Below are 15146 nucleotides of genomic sequence, written 5' to 3'. Positions count from 1 at the left end.
TCAGGAGATGCGGAGGGGAGCCGCACGCAGCAAAGGGCCCGACATGCGCCGCAAGCCGCAAAGCATCGAGGAACTGCTGCGGAGCCGGCTCGACGATCTCACCCGGGCCGAGCGGCAGGTGGCTCACGCGCTGCTCGACGGCTACCCGGTCTCGGGCCTCGGCTCGATCACGCAGGTCGCGGGCAGCGCGCAGGTCTCGGGGCCCACGGTCATGCGGCTTGCCCGCAAGCTGGGCTTCGAAGGCTTCACCGAGTTCCAGGAGGCGCTGCGCCGCGAGGTGGCGGCGAAGATTTCCGACCCCATCCGCAAGCGCGAGAGCTGGACGACGGGTGCGCCCGGCTCGCCCCTGATCGCCCGCTTCGCCGAGGCCGTCGAGTCGAACCTGCGCCAGACCATCGGCCAGATCGAGCCCGCGGCCTTCGACGCGGCCGCCGCCTGCCTCGCCGACACGCGCCGCAGGGTGCTGATCACCGGCGGGCGGATCACGCGGTCGATGGCAGACTATCTGTTCAACCACCTGCAGGTCATCCGCCCCGATGTCAGCCAGCTTGGCGCAGCGCCGGGCATCTGGCCGCATTACCTGCTGGACGTGCGGCCCGGCGACGTCGTCGTGGTGTTCGACATCCGCCGCTACGAGAACGCGCTGCTGAGGCTGGCCGAGATGGCGCATGGCCGCGGCGCCGAGATCGTGCTGTTCACCGACCAGTGGGGCTCGCCCATCGGCAAGATCGCGCGGCACCGCTTCTCGGCGCATATCGAGGCGCCCTCGGCCTGGGACAGCTCGGTCGCGATCCTGATGATCGTCGAGGCGCTGATCGCTGCGGTGCAGGACCTCAACTGGCAGCAGGCCAAGGCGCGGATGGAGACGCTGGAGCGGATCTTCGATGAGACGCGGCTGTTCCGAAAGTTCGTCTGACCAGTGCGCGCGGCGCTCACATCGGCGTGAGATGCCGGAGGCGGCACGATCCGGCTTGATCGCCCTCGGGGTGCCCGCTAGGCTTCCCCGCATCCCGCCGGGAGAAGCCGGACCATCCGGTGCCGAAGGAGCAACCGCGCCTCGGAAACTCTCAGGCAAAAGGACCGGCGGGGAGCGATACTCTGGAGAGAGGCGCGCAGGCGTCCGCCGAAGGGATAGCGATCTCAGGCGAAAGGACAGAGGGGGCGCCGACGGGGCCGGGAGCGGGATGATCCGCGATTCCTCCGGCCGCAACCGTGCAAGGGGCGCCCATGTCTGACACCGACGACGCATTGCCGACACCGCTCAACGCGCTGCACCGCAGGCTGGGCGCGAAGCTTGTGCCCTTTGCGGGCTATGAGATGCCGCTGCAATACTCCCCCGGCATCATGGCCGAGCACCTGCACTGCCGCGCAAAGGCCGGCCTTTTCGACGTCTCGCACATGGGGCAGATCGTGGTCACGGCCCGGTCGGGCGACGTCGCGGACGCCGCGCGCGCGCTCGAGCGGCTGGTGCCGGTGGACGTGCTGGGCCTCGGCGTCGGGCGGCAGCGTTACGCGCTGTTCACCGACGAGGCGGGCGGCATTCTCGATGATCTGATGGTCACCAACCTCGGCGACCGGTTGTTCCTGGTGGTCAACGCGGCCTGCAAGGTGGCCGACTTCGCGCATCTCAAGGCCGGTCTCGGCGCCGAGTGCGAGGTGCGGATGCTGACCGACCGCGCGCTGGTCGCGCTGCAGGGCCCCGAGGCCGGGCGGGTGCTGGCGGGCCTTGCGCCCGCGACCGCCGACATGCGCTTCATGGGCGTGCGCGAGGTCGAGGTGGCGGGCCTCTCCTGCATGGTCTCGCGCTCGGGCTACACGGGCGAGGACGGCTTCGAGATCTCGGTGCCGGAGGCAGGGGCGGAAAGGCTGGCCGAGGCGCTGCTGGCCGACGCGGCGGTGGCGCCCATCGGGCTCGGGGCGCGCGACTCGCTGAGGCTCGAGGCCGGGCTCTGCCTCTATGGCAACGACATCGACCGCACCACCTCGCCGGTCGAGGCGGCGCTGACCTGGGCGATCCAGAAGGTCCGGCGCGCGGGCGGCGCGCGGGCGGGCGGTTTCCCCGGCGCGGATCGCATCCTGCGCGAGCTGGCCGACGGCCCGGAGCGGCTCCGGGTGGGTCTGCTGCCCGAGGGGCGCGCGCCGGTGCGCGGGCACTCGCCCCTGTTTGCGGCCGAGAGCGGGGGCGAGGCCATTGGCGAGGTCACCTCGGGCGGCTTCGGGCCGACGCTCGGCGCACCGGTCGCGATGGGCTACGTGCCCGCCGCCATGGCCGCCCCCGGCACTCGGCTCTTCGCCGAGGTGCGCGGCAAACGCCTTGCGGTCACCGTCGCCGCCATGCCCTTCGTGCCGAACGGCTACAAGAAATCCTGAACTGCCAAATCCCCAAAACAACAAGGCCTGAGGAGATCCCGACCATGAAATACACCGAGGAGCACGAGTGGCTGCGCCCCGAGGGCGACGTGCTGACCGTGGGCATCACCGACTACGCGACCGAGCAGCTTGGCGACATCGTCTTCGTCGACCTGCCCGAGGCCGGGCGCGAGGTGAAGAAGGGCGAGGAGATCGTCGTGCTGGAATCGGTCAAGGCCGCGTCCGACATCCTCGCCCCCATCGACGGCACCATCACCGAGGTCAACCAGGCGATTGCCGACGACCCCTCGCTCGTGAACAGCGATCCGCATGGCGCGGGCTGGTTCTTCCGCATGAAGCCGGCCGATGGCGTCAGCATCGACGGCTTCATGGACGAGGCCGCCTACAAGGCGATGATCGGGTGACGCGATGAGTTTCGAGCTGACCGACTACCTGCCCTACGACTTCGCCAACCGCCGCCACATCGGCCCCTCGCCCGCCGAGATGTCCGACATGCTGAAGGCCGTGGGCGCCGACAGCCTCGACGCGCTGATCGACCGCATCGTTCCGGCCGAGATCCGGCAGGAGAAACCCCTGAAATGGGGCAAGGCGCTGTCCGAGCGCGAGATGCTCTACCGCATGCGCCGGGTGGCCGAGAAGAACCGGGTGCTGACCTCGCTGATCGGGCAGGGCTATTACGGGACCGTCACGCCGCCCGCCATCCAGCGCAACATCCTGGAGAACCCCGCCTGGTACACCGCCTACACGCCCTACCAGCCCGAGATCGCGCAGGGCCGGCTCGAGGCGCTCCTGAACTTCCAGACGATGATCAGCGACCTCACGGGGCTCGCGGTCGCCAACGCCTCGCTGCTCGACGAGGCAACGGCGGCGGCCGAGGCGATGACCATGGCGCACAGGGTGGCGAAGTCGAAGGCCAATGCCTTCTTCGTCGATCACCACTGCCACCCGCAGAACATCGCGCTGGTGCGCACGCGGGCGGAACCGCTGGGGATCGAGGTGGTGGTGGGCGACCCCTTCCGCGATCTCGACCCAAGCGCCGTGTTCGGCGCGCTGTTCCAGTATCCTGGCACGCTGGGGCATGTGGACGACTTCACCGCGCCCATCGCCGCGCTGCATGGGGCAGGGGCTATTGCCTGCGTCGCGGCCGACCCGCTGGCGCTCGCGCTCCTGAAATCGCCGGGCGAGATGGGGGCCGACATCGCGGTCGGCTCGACCCAGCGCTTCGGCGTGCCGATGGGCTTCGGCGGGCCGCACGCGGCCTACATGGCGACGAAGGACGACTACAAGCGGTCGATGCCGGGGAGGATCGTGGGCGTCTCGATCGACGCGCGCGGGAATCGCGCCTACCGGCTTGCGCTGCAGACCCGCGAGCAGCACATCCGGCGCGAGAAGGCGACCTCGAATGTCTGCACGGCGCAGGCGCTGCCCGCCGTGCTGGCCTCGATGTACGCGGTGTTCCACGGGCCCGAGGGGCTCAAGGCCATCGCCCAGCGCATCCACCGCAAGGCGGTGCGGATGGCGAAGGGGCTCGAGCATATCGGCTTCACGGTCGAGCCCGCATCCTTCTTCGACACCGTGACCGTCGAGGTGGGCGCCGTGCAGGAGGTGATCCTCGCGGCCGCGCGCGTGAACGGCGTGAACCTGCGCAGGATCGGGCGCGACCGGATCGGAATCTCGCTTGACGAGCGGACCCGGCCCGAGACGATCGAGGCCGTGTGGCGGGCCTTCGGCGGTGACTTCAAGGACACCGACCTCACGGCCGATTATCGCCTGCCCGGCGCGATGCTTCGGGACTCCGAGTACCTGACCCACCCGATCTTCCACATGAACCGGGCCGAGTCGGAGATGACGCGCTACATGCGCCGGCTCGCGGACCGCGACCTCGCGCTCGACCGGGCGATGATCCCGCTGGGGTCGTGCACGATGAAGCTCAACGCGACCGCCGAGATGATGCCGATCACCTGGCGGGAATTCTCGGACGTTCATCCCTATGTGCCCGAGGACCAGGTCGCGGGATATGCCGAACTGATCGAGGACCTGAGCGCCAAGCTCTGCCAGATCACCGGCTATGACGCGATCTCGATGCAGCCCAATTCGGGGGCACAGGGCGAGTATGCGGGGCTTCTGACCATCCGGGCCTATCACCGCGCACGTGGCGAGGGGCACCGCGACATCTGCCTGATCCCGACCTCGGCGCATGGCACCAACCCGGCCTCGGCGGTCATGGCCGGGATGAAGGTCGTGGTCGTGAAGGCCGCCGAGAACGGCGACATCGACGTCGAGGACTTCCGCGCAAAGGCCGAGGCGCATTCCGCCAACCTCGCCGCCTGCATGGTGACCTACCCGTCCACGCATGGCGTGTTCGAGCGCACGGTGCGCGAGATCTGCGACATCACCCACCGGCATGGCGGGCAGGTGTATCTGGACGGCGCCAACCTCAACGCGTTGGTCGGGCTGGCGCGGCCCGGCGACTTCGGCTCGGACGTGAGCCACCTCAACCTGCACAAGACCTTCTGCATCCCGCATGGCGGGGGCGGGCCCGGCATGGGGCCGATCGGCGTCAAGGCGCATCTCGAGCCCTACCTGCCGTGCCGGCCCGAGAGCGGCGATGCGGGGGCAGTGTCGGCCGCCAACTGGGGTTCGGCTTCGATCCTGCCGATCTCGTGGGCCTATTGCCTGATGATGGGTGGCGAGGGGCTGACCCAGGCCACCAAGGTCGCGATCCTCAGCGCCAACTACATCGCGAAGCGCCTGAGCGGGGCCTACGACATCCTCTACCACTCGCCCGAGGGGTTCGTGGCGCACGAGTGCATCGTCGACACGCGGCCGCTGGCGGATTCGGCGGGCGTGAGCGTCGACGACATCGCCAAGCGGCTGATGGACTGCGGCTTCCACGCGCCGACCATGAGCTGGCCCGTGGCGGGGACGCTGATGATCGAGCCGACGGAGAGCGAGACCAAGGCCGAGATCGACCGCTTCATCACCGCGATGCTGGCGATCCGCGAGGAAGCCCGCGACATCGAGGAGGGCCGTGCGGACCGCGAGAACAACCCGCTCAAGCGCGCGCCGCACACGGTCGAGGATCTGGTGGGCGAGTGGGACCGGCCCTACAGCCGCGAGCAGGCCTGCTTCCCGCCGGGCGCCTTCCGGGTGGACAAGTACTGGCCGCCGGTCAACCGCGTCGACAACGTGTATGGCGACCGGCACCTGATCTGCTCCTGCCCGCCGCTCGAGAGCTACGCCGAAGCGGCCGAGTGAGCACACCGCGCGCGCTGCTGGCGGCGCGCGCGCCCACGCCCTTCGCGCGCGCGTGATCGGCGCGGCGCATCGCGCGTATCGACGGCGCGGTCCCGCTGCACTAGCTTGCAGGATGCCGGCGCGACGGATCCGTCGCCGCCGCCCGTTCTCCGAACGGTTGGCGCGGCCGTCTGCGGCCGCAAACGAGGTGCGCGTGGCGATATGGAAGCAATTCGTGGTTCTCGGCCTTCTCGCGGCCATCGGCTTCGGGGGATACGAGGGCTACCGCGCGCATTTCGCGCCCCATGCCGGGGCGAACGGCTCGGACGGCAAGCCGCGCCAGATCGTGGTCGAGGTGGCCCCAGCCGAGATGCGGACCATGCGCCGCGGCGTCGAGGCCGTGGGCTCGACCCGCGCGCGCCAGTCCATCGAGATCGTGCCGCTCGCCTCGGGCAGGGTGGAGGAGATCGCCTTCGCTCCCGGCCAGCCGGTCGAGGCGGGTGCCGTGCTGATCCGCCTTGACGACGACATCGAGCGGGCGAACCTCGCCGAGGCCGAGGCTCTGCTGATCGAGAAGGACCAGGCGGTCGAGCGCACGCAGCGCCTCCAGCGCACCAACGCGGTCGCGCTGGCGACGCTCGAGCAGGTCATCGCCGAGCGCGCGGCGGCCGAGGCGGCGGTGGACCGCGCCCGGCGCCGGCTGGCCGACCGCGTGATCCGCGCCCCCTTCGCCGGTGTCGTGGGGCTCACCGACATCGATCTCGGCGCGCGGGTCGATGACGAGGTCGTGCTGACCACCCTCGACGATCTCACGGAGGTCGAGGTCGAGTTCTCGCTGCCCGAGACGCTGTTCGCCGAGATCGCGCCGGGCCAACCGATCGAGGCCGCCAGCGCCGCATTCCCGGGGCGCAGCTTCGTGGGCCGCGTCGCCACCATCGGCAGCCGGGTCGACCCGGTGAGCCGCGCGTTCCGGGTCCGCGCGGTCATCCCGAACCCGGAGGGGGTCCTGCCCTCGGGCATGTTCATGTCGCTCACCCTCACCCTGTCGGAGGCCGAGGCGCTCGTGGTTCCCGAGGAGGCGATCGTGGTGCAGGCGGCGCAGGTCTACGTCTTCGTGGTCCAGGACGGACAGGCGCGCCGGCGCGCAGTCACCACCGGGCAGCGCCAGGGCGGCCGGATCGCGGTGACCGAGGGGCTCGCGCCGGGCGAGCTGGTGGTGGTACGCGGCCTCCAGCGGGTGCGCGACGGCTCGGCCGTGCGGATCGCGGGCGAGGACGACGACGCGACCGCGCGGGGTCCGGCGGGGAGCGGCTGATGCGGATCTCCGACATCTCGGTCCGCCGCCCGGTTCTCGCGGCGGTGGCGAATCTGCTGATCGTCGTGTTCGGGATCGCGGCGATCCGCGACCTGCCGATCCGCGAGCTGCCCGATGTCGACACCTCGGTGGTCTCCGTCACCACGACCTATCGCGGCGCCGCGCCGGAAGTCGTCGACACCGACATCACCGAGCTGGTCGAGGGCGCGGTGGCCTCGATCTCGGGCATCCGCACCATCAGCTCGGAAAGCCGGCTGGGCCGGGGCCAGACCACCATCGAATTCGTCGCGGGACGCGACATTGACGCCGCCGCGAACGACGTGCGCGACGCGGTCGGCCGGGTGCTGGGCGACCTGCCCGAGGAGGCCGACCAGCCCCAGGTGGTCAAGAGCGACGCCAACGCCGACCCGGTGATGCGGCTTGCCGTCACCTCGGACCGGATGACCACCGCCGAGATCACCGACTACATCGACCGCTTCATCGCAGATCGCCTCGCCACCCTGGACGGCGTCGCCAATGTCGACATCTATGGCGAGCGTCCCTTCGCGGTGCGCATCTGGCTGGACCGACGGGCGCTGGCGGCGCGCAACCTGACGGTGGCCGATGTCGAGGGGGCGCTGAGGCGAAACAACCTTGAACTGCCGGCGGGCGACGTCAAATCGGTGGCGCGCCAGCTCTCGGTCCGGCTCAACAGCCGCATCGCCTCGATCGAGGAGTTCCGCGAGATCGTGATCGACCGCGTGGCGGGCTACCCGGTGCGGCTGGGCGATGTCGCGCGGATCGCGCCGGGGGTGGCCGACGATTCCACCATCGTGCGCAACAATGGCGTCGAGGCCGTCGGCATGGCGATCCTGCGCCAGAGCCAGGCGAACACGCTCGCCATCTCGGAGGCGGTGCGCGCCGAGATCGAGGCGCTGAAGCCCAGCCTGCCCGCTGGCATGACGATCGAGGTGGGCTCGGACGACGCGCTGTTCGTCGGCGCCTCGATCCGCGAGGTGGCGATCGCGCTCGGCATCTCGCTCGTGCTCGTGGTGCTGGTGATCCTCCTGTTCCTGCGCAGCCTGCGCGCGACCGCGATTCCGGCGGTCACGATCCCCGTGGCGCTGATCGGCTGCTTCGTGCTGATCGGCGCCTGGGGCTTCTCGATCAACACGCTTACGCTGCTGGCGCTGCTGCTGGCCATCGGGCTGGTTGTGGACGACGCGATCGTCGTGCTCGAGAACATCCAGCGCCGGATCGAGAACGGCGAGAGCCCGCTCGCCGCGAGCCACCGGGGCGCCGGGCAGGTGACATTCGCGGTCCTCGCGACCTCGATCACCCTGATCGCGGTCTTCGTGCCGCTCTCGTTCCTGCCGGGACAGGTCGGGCGGCTCTTCATCGAGTTCGGCTGGGTGATGGCGGGGGCAGTGGCGATCTCGACCTTCGTCGCGCTCACGGCCTGTCCGGCGCTCGCCTCGAAGCTGTTGCGCGGCAGGGAGGCGCGCGCCGGGGACACCGAAGCCCGCGAGGGATGGGTGCAGCGCGGCTATCGCTGGATGCTCGGCCGGGCCATCCGCATGCCGCTGGTCGTACTGGCCCTTGCAGTCGCGATCACGGCCGGCGCCTGGCCGCTCTATGGCGGGCTGCCGCGCGAGCTTGCGCCGCGCGAGGACCGCGGCGTCGCCTTCGTGCCCCTGACGGCGCCGCAGGGCTCGACGCTCGAGCACACCGACCTCGCCGCCCGGCAGGTCGAGGCGATCGTCGAGCCGCTGCGCCAATCGGGCGACATCGCGACCGTCTTCACCTTCAGCGGCAGCCAGGGGCGGGCATTCCGCTCGTTCGTCGTGCTGCGCCTCGCGCCCTGGGACGAGCGCGAGCGGGACGTGGGCGCCATCGTCCGCGAGATCGGGCCGCGCATGAACGAGGTCACGGTCGCGCGCGGCTTCCCGGCGACGCCCGCGGGCATGGGGCTGCGGGGAAGTTCGACCCCGGTGCGCGTGGTGATCGGCGGCCCCGACTTCGACAGCGTGAAGGAATGGTCGGCCGCCCTTCTGGCCCGCGCCGAGGAAAATCCGGGCCTCGTGAACCCCGAGATCGACTTCGAGGAGAACCTGCCGCAGCTCGACGTCTGGATCGACCGGGCCCGCGCCGACGATCTCGGCATCTCGGTCGAGACGATCGCGGCGACGCTGCAGACCATGCTCGCCTCGCGCGAGGTCACCGGCTTCGTGAGCCGGGGCCGCGAATACCCGGTGCTGGTGCAGGCCGAGGACGACGATCGCCGGGTGCCTTCGGACATCGCCAACATCTTCGTCCGGGCGGGGGATGGCGAGACGCTGGTGCCGCTTGGTGCGCTGGTGACCCTCACCGAGAACGCGGCGGCGCCGTCGCTGAGGCGCTACGATCGGCTGCCGTCGATCCAGCTCTCGGCGGCGCTGGCCGAGGGCTACGACCTTGGCGCGGCGCTGGGCTATCTGGAGGCGGCGGCGCGCGAGACCCTGCCGCCCGAGGCCAAGCTCGGCTACGAGGGGCAGTCGCGCGTGTTCAAGGACACCTCGGCCGGCGCGGGCCTGGTGTTCGGGCTGGCGCTGCTGATCGTGTTCCTGGTGCTTGCCGCGCAGTTCGAGAGCTTCGTGCACCCCGCGGTCATCATGCTGACCGTGCCGACGGGGCTGGCGGGGGCGGTCTATGCGATGGCGCTCGGGGGGCTTTCGATCAATGTCTACAGCCAGATCGGGGCGATCCTGCTGATCGGACTGATTGCCAAGAACGGCATCCTGATCGTCGAGTTCGCGAACCAGCTCCGCGACGAGGGGCGCGAGGTGCGCGAGGCGGTGGTCGACGCCGCGGTGCTGCGCCTGCGGCCCATCGTGATGACCGCCGTCTCGACCGTTCTGGGCGCCCTGCCGCTGGTGCTCGCCTCCGGTGCGGGAGCCGAGAGCCGCATCGCCATCGGCAGTGTCATCATCGCGGGGCTGTCGCTTGCCACCGTGCTGATGCTGTTCGTGACGCCCGTGCTCTACGACCTGCTCGCGCGCTTCACCGCGCCCCGCAGCGCCATCGAGCGTGCGTTGGAGCATGAGCTCGGCACCCGGCCCACGCCGGCCGAATGAGCCCGCCTACCGACGCACCGTGCGGTCCGCGGGCGCGGCGCGTCATCATCTGTCGCCGGCGTCGTCGACGGGCCGCGGACGGGATGCTACGGCTGGGCTCCCGCGCGCTTCACGAGGCACCCGATGTCGCTCGAACTGTTCACCCGTGCCGGCCGGTTCCGGCGGGGCAACCTGCACACGCATTCGAACCTGTCGGACGGCGCGTTGGCGCCCGAGGAGGTCTGCCGGCGCTACCGTGCCGAGGGGTACGACTTCATCGCGCTGACCGACCACTTCATCGGCGAGTACGGCTATCCCATCGCCGACACCGTGCCGTTCCGGGGTGAGGGTTTCACGACCATCCTGGGAGCCGAGGTCCATTCCGGCGCGATGGCGAATGGCGAGCTGTGGCACCTCGTCGCCGTCGGCCTGCCCCCCGACTTCACGCCGCCGCACGCGCCGGGCTTCGTGCCCGTCGCGGGGCAGGAGAGCGCGGCCGATCTGGCCGCACGTGCCCGGGCGGCGGGCGCTTTCGTCGCCATCGCCCATCCGCAATGGTCGGGACTGACCGAGGCCGACGCGCGCGGAATCGAGGCCGCGCACGCGGTCGAGATCTACAACCACGGCTGCGCCGTGGGCTGCGACCGGCCGGACGGGTTCCACATGCTGGACCTCATGCTGAGCGAGGGCCGAGCGCTGACCGCCATCGCAACCGACGACGCGCATTTCACCGAGCCCGACCATTTCGGCGGCTGGGTGATGGTCAAGGCCGAGGAGAACGAGCCAGAGGCCCTGCTCGACGCGCTGAAGGCGGGGGCGTTCTATTCGACCCAGGGTCCCGAGATCCGCGACATCCGCGTTGGCCGCGACGGCGTCACCGTTCGCTCGACCTCGGCGGCGGCGGTGATCGTGCAGGGCCAGGGCTCGGCTGCCCGCGCGGTGCATGGCGCCTCGATGACCGAGGCGGTCGTGCCGCTCGAACGGTTCCGCCGCAGCCCGTGGATCCGCGTCACGGTGGTGGACCGCGCGGGACGCAAGGCATGGTCGAACCCGATCTGGATGGAGTGACGCCCCCGGGCGGGCCGCCGCCGCGGGCTGGCGTCGTCCCGAACGGCGTCTTTCCTCACGGCCCCGGTCCCGGCCTCGCCCGTGCCCCAGGCTGTGGGCGGTTTCGAGCCGGGCATCGTTCCCTTCTGCGCCGGCCTCGCGCCGGGGCCGCGGGTAGCAGCGCGCGGCGGCCGGTCACGCGAGAGAATGTTTAAATTATTGATCTAAAATGAAGATACGAGTGCGCGCAGTGCGCGCCTGAAAGACGCTGCACTGCACTGGCAAGCGGCGAGCCGAGGATCCCGCACCACTGCCCGCGGCGCTCCGGGTCGAGCCCGAGGCAGCGCGGGGAGCGTGGCCGGGGGTGTGGGACGCATGCCACGCCGCCCTCCGCAGAACAATCCGCGCGGGCCCTGGGCGAGCCCGAGGCAGCGAAGGCGTCGGCCCCTTGGGCCGAAGTCCGGCGTTTTCACCGCCCGATGGCGTAGGCCTGCATCAGCCGCGGGGTCGCCGCCGCGCGCAGCAGCCCCGATGGCTCGCGCCGCGTGGCGGTGAGGCGCCCCACGGTCCAGGGTTCGGCCACCTCGACGTCATGACCGCGGCGAGTGAGTTCGGCCAGCGTCGCCTCGCCGACATTGGGCTCGATCATCAGATGCGCGGGCCGCGCCTGCCGGGGGTAGAAAGACGACGTGAAATGCCCGGTGTGGAAGAGGGGCGCGTCGATCGTCTCCTGCAGGTTCAGCCCGTGATGGACGTGGCGCAGGAAAAAGATGAGCTGCCACTGGTCCTGCTGGTCGCCGCCGGGCGTGCCGAAGGCCATGGCCGTGCTATCCGCGTGGCGGGCCATCGAGGGCGACAGCGTGGTGCGCGGCCGCCGCCCCGGCGCGAGCGAGGTGGGCAGCCCCTCGTCCAGCCAGAACATCTGTGCGCGGGTGTTTAGCGCGAAGCCGAGGCCGGGGATCACCGGCGAGGATTGCAGCCAGCCACCCGAGGGCGTGGCCGAGACCATGTTGCCCCACCGGTCGATCACGTCGATATGCACCGTGTCGCCGCGCCGGTCGGTCAGGTGCGCCATGGTGGGCTCGCCCGCCGTCGCGCTCGCCTCGACCTCGACGACGCGGCGGGCGCGGGCGATGGCGGCATCGGCCAGATGCTCGAAGCCGGGAATGCGGCCCGGGCGCTGCTCGCGCGAGGCGGCGGCGCCAATCAGTCCGCGCCGCGCCGTGGCGTAGTCGGCCGACAGCAGCCGGTCCATCGGGATCCCGGCCTGCGCGGGGTCGCCGTAATAGGCCTCTCGATCAGCGTATGCGAGCTTCATCGCCTCGGCCACGGTGTGGACGAAGTCGGGGCCGCTCGGGTCCATCGCCGCGATATCGAGCCCTTCGAGCAGCGCGAGCGCCTGCAAGAGCACCGGCCCCTGGCCCCAGGGGCCCGTCTTGAACACGCGCCATCCGTGGTAATCGCGCGCGAGCGGCGCCTCGTAGCTCGCCTGCCAGCCCGCCATGTCCTCGGCAGTCAGCACGCCGCGGTTCCTGTGGCCGCTCGCGTCCATCACCTCGGCGGTGCGCAGATAGCCGTCGATCGCCTCGGCGACGAAACCGCGATACCAGGCGTCGCGGGCGGCCTCGATCTCGGCCTCGCGGCCCTCGCGCGTCTCCGCCTCGTCCAGCACGCGGCGCCAGGTGGCGGCCAGAACCGGGTTGCGGAACATCTCGCCCGCCTGCGGCGCGCGGCCGCGCGGCAGCCAGGTCTCGGCCGAGGTGGGCCACTCGGCCTGGAAGAAGTCGGCCAGTTCCGCGATGGCGGTGGCGACGCGGGCGAGCATCGGGTGGCCGTGCTCGGCATAGAAGATCGCGGGCTCGAGCACGTCCCTCAACCGCATCGTGCCGTGGTCGCGCAGCATCACCATCCAGCCGTCGAAGGCGCCGGGCACCACCGTGGCCAGCAGCCCCGAGCCGGGGATGAGCTCGAGCCCTTGCGCGCGGTAATGCGCGATGGTCGCGCCCGCGGGCGCGGTGCCCTGCGCGCAGATGGCGAGGTCTTCGCCGGTGCGGGCGGAATGCATGAGGATCGGCAGGTCGCCCCCGGGGCCGTTCAGGTGCGGCTCGACCACCTGCAGCGCGAAGCCTGCGGCCACGGCGGCGTCGAAGGCGTTGCCGCCGCGCTCGAGGATGCCCATGCCGACGCTCGATGCGATCCAGTGCGTGGTGGCGACGACGCCGAAGCTGCCCGCGATCTCGGGCCGGGTGGTGAAGCGTTGCATGGTCACTCCGTCAGAGCTCGCGCGGGTCGAGCGCATCGCGCAGCCCGTCGCCCAGAAGGTTGAAGCCCAGCACCACGAGGAAGATCGCGATGCCCGGCCATAGCGCCATCCACGGCGCCTGTTCAAGGAAGTTCTTGGCCACGTTCAGCATCGACCCCCAGGAGGGCGAGGGCGGCTGCTGGCCGAGGCCGAGGAACGAGAGCGAGGCCTCGGCGATGATGGCGGTGGCGATGGTCAGCGTCGCCTGCACCAGGATCGGCGGGAAGATGTTTGGCAGCACATAGCGCCCGATGATCGCGCCATGTCCCAGGCCGATGGCACGGGCGCCCTCGACGTAATCCTCGGTCATCACGCTCATGGTCTGGCCGCGGGCGAGGCGGATGAAAATCGGCATGGCGGAAAGCCCGATGGCGATCATGGCGTTGGTGAGCGACGGCCCCAGGAAGGCCGCGAGCGCGATGGCAAGGATCAGGAAGGGCACGGCCAGCAGTGCCTCGGTCACCCGGCTTATGGCGGCGTCCGTCCAGCCTCCCCAGTAGCCCGCGGCGATCCCCAGCGGCACGCCGATCGCCACCGCGATGCCTACCGAGACGACACCCGCCAGCAGCGACGCCTGCGCGCCCCAGATCATGCGCGAGAGCACGTCGCGCCCGATCTCGTCGGTGCCGAACAGATGGGCGGCCGAGGGCGCCTTGCGCACCGCGCCCCAATCGGTCGCGGTAGGGTCGGGCACCGGCAGGACGGGCGCGAGCGCCGCCACCGCCACGAAGAACAGCACGAGCGCCGCGCCCAGCAGCGCGACAGGGTTCGCGCGCAGCTTGGCCCAGGCGCGGCTGGGGCTGCGTGGGGCGGCGGGGGCGGCGAGGGTTGCGTCGGTCATCGGTCCCCCCTCAGCCCTGGTCGCGCATGCGCGGGTTGAGCCAGCGATAGGCGACATCGGCCAGAAGGTTCATGCCGATGAAGGCCACCGCGGTGCACAGCACCACCCCCTGCACCACCGCGTAGTCGCGGTTGAACACGGCATCGACGATCATCTTGCCGAAGCCGGGGATGGTGAAGATCTGTTCGGTCAGCACGGCGCCGGCCAGCAGCTCGCCGAACAGCAGCGCCGAGATCGTGACGATCGGCACCAGCGCGTTCCTGAGCGCGTGCTTGAGGATCACCGTGCGCCCGCGCAGCCCCTTGGCCCGCGCGGTGCGGATGTAGTCGGCCCTCAGCACCCCCAGCATGGCCGATCGGGTGTGGCGCATCAGCGTGGCCGCCAGCGCCGTGCCCAGCACGAAGGCCGGCATGATCATGGTCTGGAGCGAGAGGAGCGGGTCCTCGGACAGCGGCCGGTAGCCCGAGGCGGGCAGCCAGCCGAGCTTCACCGAGACGAGCAGGATGAGCATGATCCCCAGCCAGAAATTCGGCACCGACAGGCCCGACAGCGCGAACAGGTTGGCGAGCCAGTCGATCCAGCTGCCCTTGCGCACAGCCGACAGGATCCCCGCGGGAATGCCGATCAGCACGGCGATGATCATTGCCATCACCGCAAGCTGGATGGTCACCGGGAGCTTCTCGGCCACCAGGTCCAGCACCGGCTGCTGCGTGCGCAGCGAGAAGCCGAGATCGCCCTGCAGCACGCCGCCGATCCAGGCGAGATACTGATGCGGGATCGGGTCGTTGAGGCGGTATTTCTCGCGCAGGAGTTCCAGCACCGCCGGGTCGCGCTCCTCGCCCGCCATGGCGAGCACGGGATCGCCGGGCAGCAGCTTCTGCAGCGCGAAGACGAAGATCGAGATCAGCACGATCGTGGGGATCGCGATCACCAGCCGCCGTGCGATGAAACCGAGCATGGACC

The 15146-nt window shown here is 70.6% G+C and carries 10 protein-coding genes and 2 riboswitches; of the genes, 7 read left to right on the top strand and 3 right to left on the bottom strand.

The window, feature by feature from the left end:
- Positions 1 to 43: 43 nt before the first annotated feature.
- The 7 genes from M1105_RS15615 to M1105_RS15585 all read left to right on the top strand — a co-directional run bounded on the left by M1105_RS15615 (position 44) and on the right by M1105_RS15585 (position 11061).
- Positions 44 to 916, top strand: a complete 873-nt coding sequence (locus tag M1105_RS15615) for a MurR/RpiR family transcriptional regulator (RefSeq protein WP_249581306.1) — start codon at positions 44 to 46, stop codon at positions 914 to 916.
- 88 nt (positions 917 to 1004) lie between these two features.
- A riboswitch (glycine riboswitch) is annotated at positions 1005 to 1093 on the top strand.
- A 3-nt stretch (positions 1094 to 1096) separates the two neighbouring features.
- Positions 1097 to 1158, top strand: a riboswitch (glycine riboswitch).
- Positions 1159 to 1227: 69 nt separating this feature from the next.
- Positions 1228 to 2370 (top strand): glycine cleavage system aminomethyltransferase GcvT, encoded by a 1143-nt coding sequence (gcvT, locus tag M1105_RS15610; RefSeq protein ID WP_249581305.1) that lies wholly within the window; start codon positions 1228 to 1230, stop codon positions 2368 to 2370.
- 44 nt (positions 2371 to 2414) lie between these two features.
- Positions 2415 to 2774 (top strand): glycine cleavage system protein GcvH, encoded by a 360-nt coding sequence (gcvH, locus tag M1105_RS15605; protein WP_249581304.1) that lies wholly within the window; start codon positions 2415 to 2417, stop codon positions 2772 to 2774.
- 4 nt (positions 2775 to 2778) lie between these two features.
- A complete protein-coding gene (gcvP, locus tag M1105_RS15600; RefSeq protein ID WP_249581303.1) occupies positions 2779 to 5628 on the top strand; it encodes an aminomethyl-transferring glycine dehydrogenase in 2850 nt (949 codons plus the stop codon).
- Positions 5629 to 5821: 193 nt separating this feature from the next.
- Entirely contained in the window at positions 5822 to 6922 is a 1101-nt protein-coding gene (locus M1105_RS15595; protein ID WP_249581302.1) for an efflux RND transporter periplasmic adaptor subunit, read from the top strand.
- A complete protein-coding gene (locus M1105_RS15590; protein WP_249581301.1) occupies positions 6922 to 10014 on the top strand; it encodes an efflux RND transporter permease subunit in 3093 nt (1030 codons plus the stop codon). The genes M1105_RS15595 and M1105_RS15590 overlap by 1 nt, the downstream gene beginning before the upstream one ends.
- Before the next feature lie 123 nt (positions 10015 to 10137).
- Positions 10138 to 11061, top strand: coding sequence for a PHP domain-containing protein (locus M1105_RS15585; protein ID WP_249581300.1), 924 nt, complete (start codon positions 10138 to 10140; stop codon positions 11059 to 11061).
- A 448-nt stretch (positions 11062 to 11509) separates the two neighbouring features.
- On the opposite strand, the gene M1105_RS15580 is transcribed toward M1105_RS15585, so the two are convergent.
- From M1105_RS15580 to M1105_RS15570, 3 genes are read right to left on the bottom strand one after another with little or no spacing between them, the layout of a single operon-like run.
- Entirely contained in the window at positions 11510 to 13303 is a 1794-nt protein-coding gene (locus tag M1105_RS15580) for a gamma-glutamyltransferase family protein (RefSeq protein WP_249581299.1), read from the bottom strand.
- 10 nt (positions 13304 to 13313) lie between these two features.
- Positions 13314 to 14183 carry an ABC transporter permease gene (locus M1105_RS15575; protein ID WP_249581298.1) on the bottom strand — a complete coding sequence of 290 codons (870 nt, stop codon included), beginning with the start codon at positions 14181 to 14183 and terminating at the stop codon, positions 13314 to 13316.
- A 10-nt stretch (positions 14184 to 14193) separates the two neighbouring features.
- A complete protein-coding gene (locus M1105_RS15570) occupies positions 14194 to 15141 on the bottom strand; it encodes an ABC transporter permease (protein WP_249581297.1) in 948 nt (315 codons plus the stop codon).
- Between the last annotated feature and the right edge of the window lie 5 nt (positions 15142 to 15146).

The sequence above is a fragment of the Thermohalobaculum sediminis genome (genome assembly GCF_023487995.1).
Taxonomy (GTDB): domain Bacteria; phylum Pseudomonadota; class Alphaproteobacteria; order Rhodobacterales; family Rhodobacteraceae; genus Thermohalobaculum; species Thermohalobaculum sediminis.
This window is presented reverse-complemented; position numbering and strand designations above follow the sequence as displayed.